Genomic DNA, 19,033 nt, shown 5'->3' with positions numbered 1-19,033 from the left:
ACGACCGACCGCCTCACCCCGTGTCGTCGTTCCGTTCCGAAGGCTCTCCATGTCATCCACCACCGTGCGCCTCAGCCTCCGCGGCATTGCCGCGATCGATCCCCGGGGGCGTGAGCTTTTTTCAGGGCTCGATCTCGATCTGGGCCAGGAGTCCCTTGGTCTCGTCGGTCGCAACGGCAGTGGCAAATCGACCCTGCTCCGGATCATCAGCGGCGATGCCTCTCCCGCCGCCGGTCGGATCGTCCGGCCGGCCGACTGCCTGCTGCTCGACCAGACGGCAGCCACGCCGACGGATCTGACGGTTGCCGATCTGATCGGCCAGAGGGCTGCGCTCGACCTCATCGACCGCGCGCTGGCGGGGCGCATCGACGCCCGTGACGCGGCCCGCATCGACTGGGGCCTTGAAACCCGGATCGCCGCGGCACTGACCCGGATGGGCCTTGCGGACCTGGATGTCCGCCGCCCCGTCGCAACCCTCAGTGGCGGCGAACGCGCCCGGTTGCGGCTTGCCGGCGCGATCCTGGCCGAACCGGATCTGCTGCTGCTGGACGAGCCGACCAACCATCTGGACGAGAGCGGGCGGCAGGCCGTCGCCTCTCTCATCGCAGACTGGGCGGGCGGGCTGATCATCGCGTCTCATGACCGGGACCTGTTGTGTGGACTGCCGCGCATTCTGGAACTGGCGCCGGGCCGGGTCTTCCACCACACGGGCGGCGGCGAGGCCTGGCTTGCCGCGCGCACGGCCCGGGAAGCCGCGGCCCATGCCGCCATGGCTGCCGCCCGGGATCAGATGAGCCGGACAAAGCGCGAGGCCTCTGCGGCGGCCGCGCGTCAGGATCGCCGCGACGCCGCCGGCCGCCGGCATCGCGCCCGCGGCGACATGCCGAAAATCCTGCTCGATGCCCGACAGGATCGGGCGGAACGCAGCCGGGGCCGCGGGAACCGGCTGGCAGCAAGGCGTCTGGAGACGGCAGCAGGCGACCTGACGGCCGCCCGCGCCGCGCTCGACCTCACCGGCCGGCCGGTTTTTTCACTGCCCGCAACAGATCTCGCCCGTGGGCGGGAGCTGCTCGACATGCGCGATGTCGTGACGGCCGCTGGCATCTCCCTGCCCGATCTCAGCGTCACGGGGCCGGAGCGGATCGCGATCACGGGGCCGAACGGCGCCGGCAAGACGTCGCTGCTCAGGATCGCCGCCGGGCTGGACCGGCCCCGCAGCGGTTCGGTCCGACGCCCCGGCCGGATCGCCCTGCTCGACCAGCATGCGGATCTGCTCGATCCGGCGCTCAGCCTGCTCGACAATCTGCGACGCCATGCGCCCGATGCCGGAGAGGAAGCCCTGCGCGCAATCCTTGCACGCTTCCTGTTCCGCGGTGACGCCGCATTGCGGCAGACGGCCATGCTGAGCGGCGGTGAGCGGGTGCGGGTCGCTCTCGCCTGCCTGCTCGGCCAGGCGGAGCCGCCGGAGCTGCTGCTGCTCGACGAGCCCACCAATCACCTGGACCTGGAGGCGACCGAGACGGTGGAGACCGCACTTGCCGCCTGGGATGGCGCCCTGGTCCTGGTCAGCCATGATCGCGAGTTGCTCGCCCGGGTGGGCATCGGGCGGCATCTGCGGCTTCCCGCCTGACCGCGGCTACAGGCTGGCCGCTTCCGCCGCAAGCTGGGCGGCCAGCCCGTCCCGGTAGGTGCGGTATTTCAGCCGCACGCCCAGCTCCTCGCGGATCCGGTTGTTGCGCACCCGCTTGTTGTCGGCATAGAAGCTGCGCGCCATCGGGCTGAGATCGGCCTCTTCGAACGGCACTTCCGGCGGCGGCGTCACCCCCAGCAACGCGCAGGCATGCAGGATCACGTCCTGGGGCGGGGCTGCCTCGTCGTCGCAGAGATTGTATGCACGGCCCGGCGCCGGGCGGGCGATCGAGGCTGCCAGCACGGCGGCGATGTCGTCGACATGGATGCGCGAGAAGACCTGGCCCGGCTTCACCACCCGATGCGCCCGCCCGGCGCGGACCGTATCGAGCGCCGAACGGCCGGGGCCATAGATGCCGGCCAGCCGGAAGAGATGGGCCGGGGCCTCGGGCGCCAGCGCCGACCAGGCCTGTTCCGCCGCCACCCGGCGGCCACCCCGGCCGCCGGCGGCGATGGTCGGCGTGGTCTCGTCGCCCCAGCCGCCGCCATGATCGCCATAGACCCCGGTAGTCGACAGATAGCCGATCCAGGGCGCGGCACCGCGTGCCGCACCGGCTGCCGCCACGGTGGCAATATCCGCGCCGTGAACCCGGATCACCGCATCGCCCCCGGCGTCGGGGCCGACCGAAGACAGGATCGCTACGGCCCGTCCCAGATCCGCGAGACCTGCGGCGTCCATCGCTTCGCTGCCGTCGAACAGATGCGCGGTGATCCCCTCGGCCGCCAGCTGATCGCGCTTACCGGCGCTCCGGCAGGTGCCGGCCACCCGGCCGCCCGCCGCAATCCAGGCCCGGGCCAAAGCCCGGGCGGAAAAGCCGAGGCCGAAGCAGAACAGCAGGCCGCCATCGCCCGCCACAGGGCGAAGCAGGGCCACGGGATCAGTCGCCTCGTGATCGGCGGGGTGGTCGGTCATGGCCCCTCCTCGGACAGGACACCGGCAGCCCGCCATTCGCTCAGCACCACCGGATCGGTTTCGCCCGGCAACCGCCCGGCCGCCGCGCCTGCAAATTCAGCCGGCGACATCAGCCGCGATGCCGCCCAGACCGCCATCGCCCGCACCTGCGCCGCCCCATCCGCCAGCAGTGGCCGAAGTGCCGGCACCAGATCGGGCCGCCCCGAATTGCCGATCGCGATCGCGACATTGCGGACGAAGCGGTCGCGGCCGATGCGCTTGACGGCGGTCTTGGCGAACATGGTGCGGAATGCGCCATCGTCCAGTCCGGCCAGATCGGCAAGCGCCGGTGCCGTCAGCGCCTCGCGGCCCGCCAGCTTCATCTCGGCGGCCCCTCTCGCGAACTTGTTCCAGGGGCAGACCGCCAGACAGTCGTCGCAGCCATAGATCCGATTACCCATGGCGGCCCGGAGCTCCGCCGGCACCGGCCCGTCGAGTTCGATGGTGAGATAGGAAATGCAGCGCCGGGCATCCAGTTCATAAGGCGCCGGGAAGGCATCGGTCGGACAGGCATCCAGACAGGCATGGCAGCTGCCGCAGCGATCGCCATGGGGGCGGTCATGGACAAGATCCAGCCCGGTCAGCATCACCGCCAGGAAGGTCCAGGATCCGAAATCACGCGAAACCAGATTGGTGTGCCGCCCCTGCCAGCCCAGCCCGGCCAGCGCCGCCAGCGGCTTTTCCATCACCGGCGCGGTATCGACGAAGAATTTCAGCTCGACCGCGCTTTCGTCCCACAGCCAGCGGGCCAGACGGCGCAGCTTTGCCTTGATCACCTCGTGATAATCGTCGCCCCGGGCATAGACCGACAGGCTGCCGGTTTCAGGGCAGGAGAGATTGGCCAGAGGGTCGGTGGCCGGTCCGTAATTCTGGGCAAGGACAATCGCGCTCCGTGCCTCGGGCCAGAGCGCATCGGGGCTGCGGCGCCAGTCGATCCGGTCCTCGATCCAGCGCATGTCGCCATGGCGGCCGAGTTCGACGAACCGGTCGAGCGCCTCGCCTGTCGCAGGGGGAAGGCGGGCCGGGGCGAAGCCCACGGCATCGAAGCCGATCTCCCTGGCCCTGGCGCGGATCGCCGCCGTCCAGCCGGCGGGATCAAGGTCGAGCGGCGGCCCCTTGCGCCTGGGCGGTGGCGGCGCGGGCGGGCGCCGGTCAGAAATCGAGGTCGCCATAATGCGCCGCGGGCGCAATGCCGATGATCCGGTCCTTGAGCATGGGCCGGAAGCTCGGCCGGGACTTGATCCGGACATACCATTCCTTGGCGACCGGATGGCGGACCCAGGGCACATCGCCCAGATAATCGATCGCCGAAAGATGGGCGGCAGCGGCCAGATCGGCCAGCGAGAGCTGATCGCCGGCCAGCCATTTGCGCCGCTCGGTCAGGAAGGCCACGTATTCCAGGTGATAGTTGATATTGGCAAGGCCCGCGCGGATCGCGGCCGAAGTCGGCTGTCCCAAGCCTGCCAGGCGCTTGTCGACCTTCTCCCCCACGAGATTGCGGGTGACCTCGTCGGAGAATTTGTGGTCGAACCAGTCGATCAGCCGGCGCACCTCGGCCCGGTCGCCCGGCCGGCGCGGCAGCAGGGGATGTTCCGGATAGGCCTCTTCCAGATATTCGAGCACGGTGCGATGGCCGGCGACCACGGTGTCGTCGGCTTCAACCAGAACCGGAAGCACGGCTGCCGGATTGAGCCTCAGGAACTCGGTGCGGCGTTCCCACGCCTTTTCGAGCTGCAGATCGTGATCGAGCTGCTTCTCGCCGAGGGCCAGTCGGACCACGCGGCAACCAGGGTTCAGCCAGTGATGATAAAGCGTGCGCATGGCCGAGGACTTTAGCGCAGAGAACGGCGTCGGGCCACTACCGCATCACCGGTATAGAGCGCGAGCGCGATCCAGATGAGAACGAAGGCCACACCCTGCGCCTCGGAGACGGTTTCGCCCAGCAGAAACACGGCCACGGCGAGCTGACAGGTCGGATTGACGTATTGCAGAAAGCCCAGCAGGCCGAGGGGCAGGCGCGGCGCCGCAAAGCCGAACATCAGCAGCGGCACCACCGTCACGGCCCCGGCGGCCAGCAGCAGCAGCACCTGCAGCGGCCCTGCCGAGGGGATGGCCAGAGCACCACCGGCTGCCGCGAAGATCGTCCAGCCGAGCGCCACCGGCGCCAGCACCGCGGTTTCGATCGCAAGCCCTGCGACGGCACCGACGGCCGCCAGCTTGCGCAACAGACCATAGGTACCGAAGCTCATGGCCAGCGCGATCGCGATCCAGGGCAGGCCGCCGCCTTCCCCCGCAATCCAGGCAACCCCGCCGATCGCCAGGAAGAAGGCCAGGATCTGCATCGCCCGCGGCCGTTCGCGCAGGAACACCACGCCCAGCACCACCGAGACCAGCGGATTGACGTAATAGCCGAGGCTGGCGTCGACCGCGCGGCCGGTCTGGACCGCGTAGATATAGACCCCCCAATTGGCCGCGATGGCGACGGCGCTGAGGCAGAGCAGGCCCAGCACCCGGGGCCGGGCGATCACGGCGCGGATCTCGGCCCGGTGACGATGGCCCGCGGCAATGAAGATCAGCACGACCAGCGAGCCCAGGATCCGGTCGGCCAGAACCTCCAGCGACGGTACCGCGGCCAGGGCCGAGAAATAGAGTGGGAACAGGCCCCAGATGACATAGGCGCCGAACGCCGCGGCGGCCGGCCGGCCAAGCCCCGGGGGCGCGCCGGCAGGCAGCGCCGGCGAGGGGCTCTGCGGGGTGGAAGACATCAGCGATGCGGATCCGGAAGCGGGGGAGACGGGAACGCCTGGGCGATCCTATCCCCCCGCCCGTCTTCCCGCCAGGGGGCGCGGGCCGAAAGCTCTGCACCCCCTGCACGAGCGGGGCTCGGCCTCGGCCCGGCATCAGCCCCCGGAAGTCGGCCGGCCGTCAGCCGCGGAAGTCGGTCTGGGTGCCGTGGGCGGCGATGGCGTCCGCCAGCCGCGCCAGACCATGAACATAGGCCGCGGTCCGCCAGTCGATGCCGAGAGCCGCAACGCGATCGCCGATCGCGTCGCCTTCCCGCTCCATCGCCGCTTTCAGCCGCTCATGCACCTCGGCCTCGCCCCAGTACCAGCCCTGCCGGTTCTGGACCCATTCGAAATACGAGACCGTGACACCGCCGGCATTGGCCAGGATGTCGGGCAGCACGGTGATGCCGCGGGCGGCCAGCACCTCGTCGGCCTCGGGCGTCACCGGGCCGTTGGCCAGCTCCAGCACCACCGGTGCCGTGATCAGATGGACATTGCCGGCATGGATCATCTCTTCCAGGGCCGCCGGCACCAGCAGCTCGGCATCCAGGGCCAGGATCTCGTCCGGATCGACCCGGCGCACGCCCGGCCCCTCCAGAAGACCGACCCCGCCCCGGGCCTTGGCGGCATCCAGCGCGTCGAGATCGATACCACCGGGTGCCGCCACAGCACCCCGGCTGTCGGAAACGCCGACGATCGCCCAGCCGTCGGAGGCCAGCAGTCGGGCCATATGCCGGCCGGCATTGCCATAGCCCTGAACGATCGCCCGCCGGACGCGGCCGGGCTGGTCCTCGACACCCAGCCGGGCAGCCAGATGGCGCAGCAGATACCAGCCGCCGCGGGCCGTGGCGTCACCGCGGCCGAGCGATCCGCCCAGCGCCACCGGCTTGCCGGTGACCACCGCCGGCGCCGGTGCACCGGTCAGCGAGCCGTATTCATCGGCCATCCAGCCCATGACCATGGCATCGGTATAGACATCGGGCGCCGGAATGTCGCGCTCCGGCCCGATCACGCCGGCAAAGGCCTGGACATAGGCACGCGACAGCCGCTCCAGCTCCGCCCGCGACAGGCCGTGCGGATCCACCCGGATTGCGCCCTTGCCGCCGCCATAGGGCAGGTTCATCACCGCGCATTTGAAGGTCATCCAGAAGGCCAGCGCCTCCACCTCGTCCATGGTCGAGGCGGGGTGATAGCGGATGCCGCCCTTGGTGGGGCCGCGGGTGTCGTCATAGCGGCAGCGCCAGGCGGTGAAGGCCCGCCGGCTGCCGTCGTCCATCCGGATCAGCAGCCGTGCCTTCAGGGTCTCGCGGGGGGCACCCAGCTTCTCCGCCACGTCCGGATCGAGGTCGAGATACGCGGCCGCCGCGTCGAGACGAGAGAGGGCCTGCCGAAGCAGCGGACCGCGTTCATCATCCAACATGTCATGTCACCAGTCTTTTGCGGGGGGTTACGAGAGAGAACCGGCCCCGCCTGTCGCAGGACCGATCCTTGCGCGGTTTAACCGCCCCGCGATCGGACTGAAAGGAAATGTCGTTCCGGAATTCCGTGGTCGGATAGCGACGAGGCCTGGGCCTGAACAAAAACGGCGGGCACCCTTTCGGATGCCCGCCGCTTCCCGTCTTCGTCGTCCGGCCCGTCCTCAGTTCGGGGCCGAAGGCCCCGGGGCCGCCCCCGCGAAGGTCCGCCTCAGGCGGTGACCGCCGCGACCTCTTCCGGGTTCAGGGGGTGTTCGAGGCGCGAGACCATCTCCTTCGGCACCACCTGCCAGATGCGATCGAGCGTGCGATCCCAATCGTCGAGCAGGTTCTGGGCGAAGGCGGACTTGGTCTCGTCCACGTGGCGCTCGATCAGGCCGCGCAGCACCGCTTCCCAATGCGGGGTGGCGATGCGCTGCCAGACCAGCGTTTCCGGGTTCACGCGGCGCTCGAACGAGCCGTCGCTGTCCAGGATGAAGGCCATACCGCCGGTCATGCCGGCACCGAAGTTGTGGCCGACCTTGCCCAGGATCACGACGGTGCCGCCGGTCATGTACTCGCAGCCATTGGCCCCGCAGCCTTCGACCACCGCCTGGGCGCCGGAGTTGCGGACGCAGAAGCGCTCACCCGCCTGGCCGGCCGCGAACAGCTCGCCCGAGGTCGCACCATAGAGCACGGTGTTGCCGATGATGACGTTCTCGTTGCTCTTGCGCGTGGTCACGAAGGGCGGACGCACCACGATGCTGCCGCCCGACAGGCCCTTGCCGACATAGTCGTTCGAGTCGCCGATCACCTCCAGCTTCAGGCCCTGCACCGCGAAGGCGCCGAGCGACTGGCCGGCCGAGCCGCGCAGACGCACGGTGATGTGCCCCGGCTGCAGCCCGTCCATGCCGAAGCGGCGGACGATCTTGGACGACAGACGCGTGCCCACCGACCGGTGCGTGTTGCGCACATTGTAGGTCAGCTGCATCTTCTCGCCCTCGTTGAGGGCCGGCGCCGCGTCAACGATCATCTGCGCGTCGAGGGTGTCGGGGACCGGATTGCGGCCCGACAGCGAGAAGTAGCGGGGCAGATCGCCCGGATCGGCCTGGGCCAGGATCGGGTTCAGGTCCAGATCGTCCAGATGCGCGCTGCCGCGGCTGACCTGCGACAGCAGGTCCGACCGGCCGATGATCTCGTTCAGCGACCGGGCACCGAGCTGGGCCAGGATCTCGCGCACCTCTTCCGAGATGAAGGTGAACAGGTTCACCACCTTCTCGGGCGTGCCGTCGAACTTGGCACGCAGCGCCGGATCCTGGGTGCACACGCCCACCGGGCAGGTGTTGCTGTGGCACTGACGGACCATGATGCAGCCCATCGCCACCAGCGAGGTGGTGCCGATGCCGAATTCCTCGGCACCGAGCATGGCGGCGATGACGACGTCGCGGCCGGTCTTCAGGCCGCCGTCGGTACGCAGCCGCACCCGGTGGCGCAGACGGTTGAGCGTCAGCACCTGGTTGGCTTCGGACAGGCCCATCTCCCAGGGCACGCCGGCATATTTGATCGAGGTCTGCGGGCTGGCGCCGGTGCCGCCGTTATGGCCCGAGATCACGATCACGTCGGCATTGGCCTTGGCGACGCCGGCCGCGATGGTGCCGATGCCCGAGCGGGCGACCAGCTTCACCGAGACCTCGGCATCGGGGTTGACCTGCTTCAGGTCGTAGATCAGCTGCGCCAGATCTTCGATCGAATAGATGTCGTGGTGCGGCGGGGGCGAGATCAGCATCACGCCCGGCGTCGAATGCCGGAGCTTCGCGATCTCGACCGTCACCTTGAAGCCGGGCAGCTGCCCGCCTTCACCGGGCTTGGCACCCTGCGCCACCTTGATCTGGATCTCGCGGCAGTTGTTCAGGTACTCGGTTGTCACGCCGAAGCGGCCCGAGGCGACCTGCTTGGTGCCGGAGTTGGCGTTGTCCCCGTTCGGACGCGGCTGGAAGCGATCGCGGCTCTCGCCGCCCTCGCCCGAGTTCGAATGCGCACCGATCCGGTTCATCGCGATGGTCAGCGTCTCGTGCGCTTCCGCACTCAGCGCGCCCAGCGACATGGCCGGGGTCTCGAACCGCTTGCGGATCGAGGTGATGCTCTCGACCTCGTCGACCGGCACCGGCTTGCGGTTGGTCTTGAAGTCCAGCAGGTCGCGCAGATGGATCGGCGGCAGCGCCCGCACACCCTCGGCATACTTCTTGTAGAGGGTGTAGCTGTCGCTGGCGACGGCCGTCTGAAGCATGTGGATCAGCCGGCCGTCATGGCCATGCGCCTCACCCTTCGCCCGGTAGCGGTAGAAGCCGCCGATCGGCAGGATCGAGGCGCCACCCTGGAAGCCGCGCTCGTGCTGGCGGATGGTCTTGCGCTCGATACCGGCGAGGCCGATGCCCGAGACACGCGACGACATGCCGGGGAAGAACTCGGCCACCAGCGACCGCGACAGGCCCACCGCCTCGAAGTTGTAGGCGCCGCGATAGCTGCTGATCACCGAGATGCCCATCTTCGAGAGCACCTTGAGCAGGCCCAGATCGGCGGCGTGCTTGAAGTTCGACACCGCCTCGTCGACCGTCAGATCGCCGAACAGGCCGCGGCGATGACGATCATAGATCGTCTCCTCGGCCAGATAGGCGTTGATCGTGGTGGCGCCGACACCGACCAGCACCGCCATGTACTGCACATCGAGGCATTCGGCCGAGCGGACGTTGACCGAGCAGAAGGTGCGCAGCTTCTGCTTCACCAGATGGGTGTGCACACCGCCCGCCGCCAGGATCATCGGCACGGCGACATTGGTCTCGTCCAGCCGCTCGTCGGTCAGGATGATGTGCTCGGCACCGCCGCGCACGGCATCCTCCGCCTCGCGACGGATCCGCTCCAGCGCCTTCTTCAGCACGCCCTCGCCCGCACCGGCCGGCATGGTGCAGTCGATCTCGACCGCACGATCCTTCATGTAGCGGCGCATGGCGGCATAGGCGCGGTTGGTCACGACCGGGCTGTCGAGCAGCAGGATCTTCATCTGGCTCTCGTCCTGGGCGAAGACGTTGCCCAGGTTGCCGAGGCGGGTATCCAGCGTCATGACCATCTCCTCGCGGAGCGGGTCGATCGGCGGGTTGGTCACCTGGCTGAATTCCTGCCGGAAGAAGTTGTGCAGGCCGCGATAATGGCTGGAGAGCACCGCGATCGGCGCGTCGTCGCCCATCGAGCCCACGGCTTCCTTGCCCTCTTCCACCATGGGATGAAGGATGAGCTCCAGGTCCTCGATGGTCAGGCCGACGGCCAGCTGACGCCGGCGAAGCTCGTCGGCGTTGAAGCGCGGCTGGGGTGCGGGCACCTGATCGATCAGCGCGCCGAGCCGGGTGGTCTTGCCCGCCCAGGAGGCATAGTCATGCTCCGCCGCGAGCAGGTCCTTGAGCGCGCGGTCGTGGTAGAGCTTACCCTCCTGGAGGTCGACACCCAGGATCTCGCCCGGGCCGACCCGCCCCTTCTCGATCACGTCCTGATCGGTCAGCGGCACCATACCGGCTTCCGACCCCACGACCAGCAGGCCGTCGGCGGTGATGGCATAGCGCATCGGGCGCAGACCGTTGCGGTCCATGCCCGCCGCGATCCAGCGACCGTCATAGACCGCCAGCGCCGCCGGGCCGTCCCAGGGCTCCATGACCGTGTTCAGATAGGCGTAAAGCGAACGGTGCGCCTCCGGCACGTCCGGCACCTTCGACCACGCCGGCGGCACCAGCATCAGCTTCACCAGCGGCGCCGAACGGCCGGCATGGCACAGCGCCTCAAACACCGCATCGAGTGCGCCCGAGTCGGAGCTGCCCTGCGGGATCAGCGGCTTGATGTCCTCGCCCGCCGGCCCGAAGACCTCCGAGACCATCAGGGTCTCGTGGCTCTTCATCCAGTTGCTGTTGCCGCGCACGGTGTTGATCTCACCGTTATGGGCGAGCATCCGGAAGGGCTGGGCCAGCGACCAGGTCGGGAAGGTGTTGGTCGAATAGCGCTGATGGTAGACGACGAAGTTCGACACGAACCGCTCGTCGAGCAGGTCGGGATAGAACACCGTCAGCTGCTCGCCCAGGAACATGCCCTTGTAGATGATCGAGCGGCTGGACAGCGAGCACATGTAGAAGTCGGCGACGCTCGCCTCGCGGACCTTCTTCTCGATCCGGCGACGGATGAGATAGAGATCGCGCTCGAAGGCGACGGTGCCGTTGCCCTTGTCGTTGGCGATCATGATCTGCTCGATCTCGGGCCGCGTCGCCGCGGCCTTCTCGCCGATCGCCCGGGTGTTCACCGGCACCTGGCGCCAGCCATAGATCGTGTAGCCGAGTTCAAGGATCTCGCTCTCGACGATCGTGCGGCACAGCTCCTGGGCGCCGAAATCGTTGCGCGGCAGGAAGACCTGCCCCACGGCCAGCTCGCTGCCCTCGGCCATGCGGTGGCCGGTGCGCTCGATATGCTCGCGGAAGAAGTCCTTGGGGATCTGCAGATGGATGCCGGCGCCGTCGCCGGTCTTGCCGTCGGCGTCGACCGCACCGCGGTGCATCAGGTTGGAAAGCGCGGTGATGCCGGCCTCGACGACCCGCCGCTGGGGCGTGCCGTCGATCGAGGCGACGAGGCCGACGCCGCAGGCGTCGTGCTCGTCGGCCGGGTTATAGGCATGGGCGGCTTCCAGCTTGGCCTTGTTGGCAGCCCAGGCGGCAACGAAGGTCTCGGCCGTCTCGCGGATGATCTCGGACATGGCTCTGTCTCCCGTCCAGGCGTTCAGCTGGCAGCCGCCGACTGCTCGGCAGCGGTGATGCGATTGCGGACATAGCGGTCGATCTGCTCGGCGGCGTCGCGGCCGTCGCGGATCGCCCAGACGACCAGCGAGGCACCGCGAACGATGTCACCGGCGGCGAAAACGCCGTCGACGCTGGTCATGAAGGTGCGGATATCGGTCTTGAGCGTGCCCCAGCGGGTGGTCACCAGATCGGGGCACTGGAACAGCACCGGCAGATCTTCGGGGTCGAAGCCCAGCGCCTTGATCACCAGGTCGGCCTTCAGGGTGAACTGGCTGCCCTCGACCACCACCGGCGACTGACGACCCGACGGATCGGGTGCGCCCAGGCGCATGCGCACGGCCCGCACCGCCTCGACCTTCTCGTTGCCGAGGAAGGCTTCGGGATTGGACAGCCACTCGAAGGTGACGCCCTCTTCCGTCGCATTCGCCACCTCGCGCTGCGAGCCGGGCATGTTCTGCCGGTTGCGGCGATAGAGGCAGGTCACCGACTGGGCGCCCTGACGGATCGAGGTGCGCACGCAGTCCATGGCGGTGTCGCCGCCGCCGACCACGACCACGTTCTTGCCCTTGGCCGAGAACCGCGCCTGCATCTCGTCGGACAGCGCATCGCCCAGATTGAGCCGGTCCGACGCGGTCAGGAAGTCGAGCGCCTTCTCGACACCCTGAAGCCCCACGCCCGGCACCTTGATCTCACGCGACTGATAAACGCCGGTCGCGATCAGCACCGCCTCGTGACGCTGGCGCAGCTCCTCGATCGTCACGTCGCGACCGATATCGACGCCAAGGTGGAACTTGATCCCACCCTCTTCAAGCAGCCTCCAGCGGCGCAGCACGACCTGCTTGTCGAGCTTGAAATTGGGGATGCCATAGATCAGCAGCCCGCCGACGCGGTCGTAGCGATCATAGACATGAATTTCATAGCCCCGGCGGCGCAGCATTTCGGCCGCCGCAAGGCCGGCCGGCCCGGCGCCCACGATGCCGATCGACAGGCCCAGCTCGCGCTCCGGCTTCGGCGCCTTGACCCAGCCGTTCTCGAAGGCGGTCTCGGTGATGTACTTCTCCACCGACCCGATGGTCACCGAGTTGAAGCCCTTCTCGATGACGCAGTTGCCCTCGCACAGACGATCCTGCGGGCAGATGCGGCCGCAGATCTCGGGGAAGGTGTTGGTCGCCGACGAGATGGTATAGGCCTCTTCCAGCCGGCCTTCGGCGGTCAGCTTCAGCCAGTCGGGGATGTTGTTCTGCAGCGGGCAATGCACCTGGCAGAACGGAATGCCGCACTGGGAGCAGCGCGAGGCCTGGGTGGCCGCCTGTTCCGGCGCAAACCCCGCATAGATCTCGCCGAAATCTTTGGCGCGGGTTTGAGCGGTTCGCTTCTCGGGCATCTTCTGCTCGATACGGGTGAACTGCATCAGCTTGCGCGCCATGGTCCTCGTCCTTCGACCGTGGGCCGGGCATGTCCTGCCCGGCAGGGGGTTGGGTGTCCGCGCGCTTCGGCCGGGGCCGCGCCGCGGATCGGTTCGGTGCCGCCCGGGATCCACAGACGGGTCGCGGGCAACGTCTTTGTCAGGGTGGCGTCCGTGCCGGCAGGGTTCTGCATCGGCAACCCGCCAGGTCGGGCGGGTCCGGGGCTGTTCCTGGCTGCGGGCATGTCGTCTGCGGTCGCGTCAGGGTCCGCCTCGGGCGGGCGGAAGACGACGCGAACGCCGGGGAGGCTGGTCAGGGATCCATCCCGCCCGATCCCGGTCATTCCACCGACAGATCGACACGGCCGGACCCCGCCCCTTGCGCGCACGGAGGCCTTCGAAGGTCATATACGCCTTTCCAGACCGCCTGGCGAGTAAAAACGTGATGAAAGGTCCGAAACTGGACTACTTTTCTTCCGGTGCCCCCGGGTTGCGAGCGATTCGCAGGTAGATCCGCAATGCTTGTCGGGATAATGGTCGCATTTCCTGACCTATGTCATCACAAGCCTCTGTTTCAGAAGAATTGATGGTAAGCCAAGCGCAGATCGACCGCCCGGCGCCGCGCGGCCATGCCATCCCCCGGAAAAGCATGCGGCCGGCCCCGTCGGGGCCGGCCGCATATCAGGCCTCGGCGCTGAAAAGCAGCTCAGTTCCCGGCGCGGCCGTCGCGCGGCCGATGGATCCAGGCGCGATAGCGGGCCAGATAATCCGGCACCACCGCCTCGACCGGGGTCGGGCGGATGCCGAAGGCGGCAAACCCTTCGGCGCCCTCGGCCACGACATTGTCGCGCTTCAGCATCCGCAGCTGGTCCGTGGTCAGCGGCGCCATGCCGCCGGGCAGCAGATCGCCGAAACGGGCCACCACCCCGGCAAGCGCCCAGGGCATCGGCACCAGACCGCGATGCTTGCGCACGGTGGTCAGGATGTATTCCAGGATCTGGGCGAAGCTGTAGACCCTGGGGCCGCCCAGTTCGAAGGTCCGACCGGCAAATTCCGGCTCTTCAAGCGAGCGCACCACGGCCTCGGCGACATCCACCACCCAGACGGGCTGGAAGCGGGTCTGGCCGCCACCGATCAGCGGCAGGGCCGGGGAGATGCGGGTCATCCCAGCGAAACGGTTGAAGAAGTCGTCCTCGGGGCCGAACAGGATACTGGGACGCAGGATCACCGCCGTCGGGAAGGCCTCGCGCACCGCCGCCTCGCCGGCGGCCTTGGTCCGCCCATAGGCCGAGCTGCTTTCCGGATCGGCGCCGATCGCCGAGACATGGACCAGGGCCCTAAGTCCGGCGTCAGCCGCAGCCTTCGCGATGTTGCCGGCGCCCTGGACATGGACGCCGTCGAAGGTGGCGCCCCAGCCTTCGGCCAGGATCCCGGTCAGATTGATCGCCGCCGAAGCGTCGGTGAGCGCCGCCCGCACCTGGGCTGCGTCGGTCACGTCGCACGACATGATCGCGATCTGGCCGACATCACCCGCAGGCTTCAGGAACAGGGCCCGGTCCGCATCACGCACCGCCACCCTGATCCGCACGCCGGTGCGGGCAAGCCGCGCGACGACATAGCGGCCGAGGAAGCCCGAGCCGCCGAATACCGTGACGAGCCGATCCTTCATGGCGATCAAAGTCTCCCTCTCCTGGTCCGGCACCGCCGGTCGCGCAAACCTGGGGCTACACATAATCCGGCGGGTGCCGCGACGCAACGCCGGAGCCGCCCGATGCGACGGAAAGTCATGATCCGGCCGCGGCTTGATGACGATCGGATGACGTCCGGCAGCGGCCATCCCCACTTGGCGGGGGGGATCGGCTTGCGCTAAAACCTTGCCTCGGCAGGCAGTGGGTCTGCCGTGACGACAGCGGAGGCGCGGCCGGATGACCATTCACCTGTACGAAGGCGACCTGCCCGAGGATTTCGGCCGGCCGGCATCGATCGCCATCGACACCGAAACCATGGGGTTGAAGCCGCATCGGGACCGGCTGTGCCTGGTGCAGATTTCAGCCGGCGACGGCGACGCTCATCTGGTGCGCATCGCCCGCGGCCAGACCACGGCGCCGCGGCTGGCCGCCCTGCTGGAAGATCCGGACGTCCTTAAGATCTTTCACTTCGCCCGGTTCGATCTGGCGGTGCTGCATGAACGGCTCGGCATCGACTGCCGGCCGGTCTACTGCACCAAGATCGCATCCAAGCTGATCCGGACCTATACCGACCGGCACGGCCTGCGCGACCTGCTGCGCGAGACGATCGGCGTCGAGATCTCCAAGCAGCAGCAATCGTCCGACTGGGGTGCGGATCAGCTGACCCCCGAACAGCAGAGCTATGCCGCCGGCGATGTGCTGCATCTGCATGCGGTGAAGCGCGTGCTCGATGAAATGCTCGCGCGCGAGGGCCGCACCGATCTGGCCCGCGCCTGCTTCGATTTCCTGCCGGCCCGCGCCAGGCTGGATCTGCTGGGCTGGGAAGAACCCGACATCTTCGCCCATTGACCGGCCAGGCCCGCCGCCCATTCCGCCCGGCGGAACATGCGGCCGCAACTGCCCTTTCACGCGGCAGGCGGGCCAACCATATTGATCCGCATGTGCCGCCCTCTGCCGCACATGCCCCCCGCACACGACCACGGGACACCGTGCCGATGACCGCCGAGACCGCCCCCCGCACCGCCGCCGATGACGGCCGCGCCCTTGCCGCGGCCGAACAGGCGCTCGCGCTCGAGATCGCCGGGCTCGAAGCCCTGCGCGCCGGGCTGGGGCCCGATTTCGCGCGCGCGGTGAACCTGCTCTACGCCACGAAGGGCCGGGTGATCGTCACCGGCATGGGCAAGAGCGGCCATGTCGGCGCCAAAATCGCCGCCACGCTCGCCTCCACCGGCACACCCGCCCAGTTCGTGCACCCGGCCGAGGCGAGCCATGGCGATCTCGGCATGATCACCCGCCAGGATGCCATTCTGGCCCTGTCCAATTCCGGGGCGACGCCGGAGCTGTCGGATATTCTGGCCCACAGCCGGCGCTTCGGCATCCCGCTGGTGGGCATCACCGCCCGCAGCGCCAGCCCGCTGGCCGAGGCCGCCGATGTGGCGCTGATCCTGCCGCCGGCACCGGAGGCCTGCCCGCTGCAGCTTGCCCCCACCACGGCAACCACCATGACGCTGGCGCTGGGGGATGCGATCGCGATGGCACTGCTCGACCGGCGCGGCTTCACCGCCGAGGATTTCCGCGTCTTTCACCCGGGCGGCAAGCTGGGTGCGCGACTGGTGAAGGTGGCCGACATCATGCACGGCCCCCAGGACCTGCCGCTGATCACCCCGGACCGCCCGATGGCCGAGGCGCTGATCGAAATCAGCGCCAGAAGCTTCGGCTGCGTCGGCGTGACGGACGATGCCGGCCGGCTTGCCGGCATCGTGACCGATGGCGACCTGCGCCGGCACATGGGCCCCGATCTCGCCGCCCGCAAGGTGTCGGAGGTGATGACGGCCGCGCCCAAGACCATCCGCGCCCGCGCCCTGGCCGCCGAGGCGCTGGCGATCATGAATGCCTACAAGATCACCGCCCTGTTTGCGGTGGATGACGACGGCCGGCCCGTGGGTATCCTCCACGTCCACGACTGCCTGAGGGCCGGTGTGGCCTGAAGGTCTTGTACGGACTGAACGGCGCCCAGCCCTTATCTCGCCCCCCTCTCCCCAGCCTGTCCCGCCCGGAGCAAGACGAGCCGACCATGGCCGAGACGCCCAGAATGCCCCCCTTGCCGACGGGCCCCCGGGCCCCGCGCCGGCGCAGCCGCTACAGCCGGTTCGTGCGGCTGGCGCGGATCCTGCTGCCCGCGGTCGGCGCCGGGCTGATCGTGCTGGTGCTCGTGTGGTCGCAATTGTCGGGCATCGGCGGCGATGCCCGTATAGGATATTCCGAGATCGTCCGGGACGATGTGGATGCGCTCCGGATGCTGGAACCCAGATTTACGGGTGTGGATGCGGACGGCCGGCCATTCCGGGTGGAAGCCGACGAGGCGACCCAGCCCTCGGTCGACAGTTCGCAGATCACGCTCAAGACCATCCGCGCCGACATGACCGCCTCGGACGGAACCTGGCTCGCCATCCGGGCCAAGACGGGCGCCTTCGATCGTGACGCCGAACGGCTGAAGCTCGAGGGCGATGTCGAGGTCATCGCCGAGACAGGCTACGCCATGTCGACCGAACGGGTGGACGCCGAACTGGGCAGCGGAACCATCCGGAGCGACAGCCCGGTGGTGGCGCATGGCCCGGTGGGAAGCATCGACGCCGCCGGCTTCACCGCCCGGCGGGAAAATGACACCATCACCTTCGATGGCCCTGTCCGCGTGACGGGCTATCCGGGTGTTGAGAGATGACGTCAGGAGCGCGCATGCCCTTCAGCCTTTCCACGGGCCGCCGTCACGGTGCGGCCCTCGCCCTGCTGGTGACGGCCCTTGGATCGGCGGCCGCCGTGATCCCGGTGCTCGCCCCCGTGCCGGCTGCGGCGCAGAGCGCCATCCGCACCTCCAGCATCGACACCTCGCAGCCGATCGAAATCACCGCCCAGGACTCGCTCGAATGGGCGGATGTCGAGCGGGTGGCGACGTTTCGCGGCGAGGTGAAGGCGGTTCAGGGCACCATGACCCTTTATGCCGACACGCTGAAGGTCCATGTCGCCCAGCCCGGCGCGAAGGGGGCGAAGCAGGCCCCGCCGCAGGCGGGCCAGAGTGAGGGGCAGCAGGGCGGCGGTCTTGCCGATGCCGCCGGCGAGATCTCGAAGATCGAGGCCGACGGCCATGTGCAGATCATCACCCCGAATGAGAGCGCCCGCGGCGATGTCGGCGTCTATGATGTCAACAAGGGCATGATCACGCTGACCGGCGCGGTAAAGCTCACCCAGGGCCGCAGCCAGCTTGAAGGCGAACGGCTGGTGCTCGACCTGAACAAGGGCCGCAGCACGCTGGAAAGCGGTCGCAAGGGTCCGGTGCGCGGCCTGTTCGTGCCTGAAAAGAAGTGATGACCGACAAGACGTGACGCGGCGGCCCGCCGACAGGGCCGCATCATCGACGAGGAACACCGAGCCCTTGACCTCTGGCCATCAGGACATACCCGGCAGGCTTGCCGCCGACGCGCCCGAGCGCGCGGATGCGGGCGGCGATGTGCCGGCGGGGCTGGTCGCCCAGTCGCTGGGCAAGCACTACCGCAAGCGCCCCGTGCTGCGCGACGTGTCGCTCAACGTCGCCCGCGGGGAAGCGGTGGGGCTGCTTGGCCCCAACGGTGCCGGCAAGACCACCTGCTTCTACATCATCACCGGGCTCATCTCGGCCGATTACGGCCGGATCCTGCTCGACGGCGACGACGTGACCACCCTGCCGATGTACCGGCGTGCCCGCCTGGGCATCGGCTATCTGCCGCAAGAAGCCTCGATTTTCCGGGGGCTGACGGTGGAAGACAACATCCGCGCGACCCTGGAAGTGGCCGAGCCGGTACGCGACAAGCGCGAAACCATGCTGGACGAACTGCTGGCCGAATTCTCGATCAGCCATCTGCGCCGGACGCCCGCCATTGCACTCTCGGGCGGTGAGCGGCGGCGGGTGGAGATTGCGCGTGCGCTGGCGACCAGCCCGGCTTTCGTGCTGCTCGACGAGCCGCTGGCGGGCATCGATCCGATCGCGGTGGCCGATATCCGCGATCTGGTCTCGCATCTGAAGCATCGCGGCATCGGCGTGCTGATCACCGACCACAATGTCCGCGAAACGCTCGACATCATCGATCGCGCCTACATCCTGCACGACGGCACCGTGCTGATGGAGGGCGCCCCCGAAGACATCGTCGCCAACGACGACGTGCGCCGCGTCTATCTCGGCGACCGGTTCAGCCTCTAGGA

At 68.6% G+C, this 19,033-nt stretch carries 14 protein-coding genes; 6 read left to right on the top strand and 8 right to left on the bottom strand.

Going from position 1 to position 19,033, the window contains the following annotated elements:
* Positions 1–49 precede the first annotated feature (49 nt).
* Positions 50–1,630: an ABC-F family ATP-binding cassette domain-containing protein gene (locus CMO28_RS21750; protein WP_296716947.1), complete on the top strand. Its 1,581-nt coding sequence runs from the start codon at positions 50–52 to the stop codon at positions 1,628–1,630.
* 6 nt (positions 1,631–1,636) lie between these two features.
* On the opposite strand, the gene CMO28_RS21745 is transcribed toward CMO28_RS21750, so the two are convergent.
* The 8 genes from CMO28_RS21745 to CMO28_RS21710 form a co-directional block, all read right to left on the bottom strand.
* Positions 1,637–2,602 (bottom strand): SDR family oxidoreductase, encoded by a 966-nt coding sequence (locus CMO28_RS21745; RefSeq protein ID WP_296716944.1) that lies wholly within the window; start codon positions 2,600–2,602, stop codon positions 1,637–1,639.
* Positions 2,599–3,813, bottom strand: coding sequence for a tRNA epoxyqueuosine(34) reductase QueG (gene queG / locus CMO28_RS21740; protein ID WP_296716941.1), 1,215 nt, complete (start codon positions 3,811–3,813; stop codon positions 2,599–2,601). The genes CMO28_RS21745 and queG overlap by 4 nt, the downstream gene beginning before the upstream one ends.
* Positions 3,794–4,462: a glutathione S-transferase family protein gene (locus CMO28_RS21735; protein WP_014743707.1), complete on the bottom strand. Its 669-nt coding sequence runs from the start codon at positions 4,460–4,462 to the stop codon at positions 3,794–3,796. Before CMO28_RS21735 ends, queG begins: the two co-directional genes overlap by 20 nt.
* An 11-nt stretch (positions 4,463–4,473) precedes the next feature.
* Entirely contained in the window at positions 4,474–5,406 is a 933-nt protein-coding gene (gene rarD, locus CMO28_RS21730; protein ID WP_296716936.1) for an EamA family transporter RarD, read from the bottom strand.
* 160 nt (positions 5,407–5,566) lie between these two features.
* Positions 5,567–6,847 (bottom strand): Glu/Leu/Phe/Val family dehydrogenase, encoded by a 1,281-nt coding sequence (locus CMO28_RS21725; protein WP_296716934.1) that lies wholly within the window; start codon positions 6,845–6,847, stop codon positions 5,567–5,569.
* A gap of 266 nt (positions 6,848–7,113) precedes the next feature.
* Entirely contained in the window at positions 7,114–11,664 is a 4,551-nt protein-coding gene (gene gltB, locus CMO28_RS21720) for a glutamate synthase large subunit (RefSeq protein WP_062761760.1), read from the bottom strand.
* Positions 11,665–11,687: 23 nt separating this feature from the next.
* Positions 11,688–13,133 carry an NAD(P)-dependent oxidoreductase gene (locus CMO28_RS21715; RefSeq protein ID WP_296716931.1) on the bottom strand — a complete coding sequence of 482 codons (1,446 nt, stop codon included), beginning with the start codon at positions 13,131–13,133 and terminating at the stop codon, positions 11,688–11,690.
* Positions 13,134–13,818: 685 nt separating this feature from the next.
* A complete protein-coding gene (locus CMO28_RS21710; protein WP_296716928.1) occupies positions 13,819–14,781 on the bottom strand; it encodes a complex I NDUFA9 subunit family protein in 963 nt (320 codons plus the stop codon).
* A gap of 256 nt (positions 14,782–15,037) precedes the next feature.
* On the opposite strand from CMO28_RS21710, the gene CMO28_RS21705 reads away from it, so the two are divergent.
* From CMO28_RS21705 to lptB, 5 genes are all read left to right on the top strand, one after another.
* Positions 15,038–15,649, top strand: a complete 612-nt coding sequence (locus tag CMO28_RS21705; protein ID WP_296716926.1) for a ribonuclease D — start codon at positions 15,038–15,040, stop codon at positions 15,647–15,649.
* Positions 15,650–15,795: 146 nt separating this feature from the next.
* Complete coding sequence (locus CMO28_RS21700; protein ID WP_296716923.1) at positions 15,796–16,788, top strand: KpsF/GutQ family sugar-phosphate isomerase; 993 nt, start codon at positions 15,796–15,798, stop codon at positions 16,786–16,788.
* 113 nt (positions 16,789–16,901) lie between these two features.
* Positions 16,902–17,522, top strand: coding sequence for an LPS export ABC transporter periplasmic protein LptC (lptC, locus tag CMO28_RS21695; RefSeq protein ID WP_296716921.1), 621 nt, complete (start codon positions 16,902–16,904; stop codon positions 17,520–17,522).
* Between the two features lie 14 nt (positions 17,523–17,536).
* Positions 17,537–18,163, top strand: a complete 627-nt coding sequence (locus tag CMO28_RS21690) for an LptA/OstA family protein (protein WP_296716918.1) — start codon at positions 17,537–17,539, stop codon at positions 18,161–18,163.
* Positions 18,164–18,251: 88 nt separating this feature from the next.
* Complete coding sequence (lptB, locus tag CMO28_RS21685) at positions 18,252–19,031, top strand: LPS export ABC transporter ATP-binding protein (protein WP_051045425.1); 780 nt, start codon at positions 18,252–18,254, stop codon at positions 19,029–19,031.
* Positions 19,032–19,033 lie beyond the last annotated feature (2 nt).

Origin of the sequence: Tistrella sp., from assembly GCF_002684955.1 — a bacterium.
Lineage (GTDB): Bacteria > Pseudomonadota > Alphaproteobacteria > Tistrellales > Tistrellaceae > Tistrella > Tistrella mobilis.
Note: the sequence above shows the minus strand (reverse complement) of the source record. Positions and strands in the feature narration are given on the sequence as shown.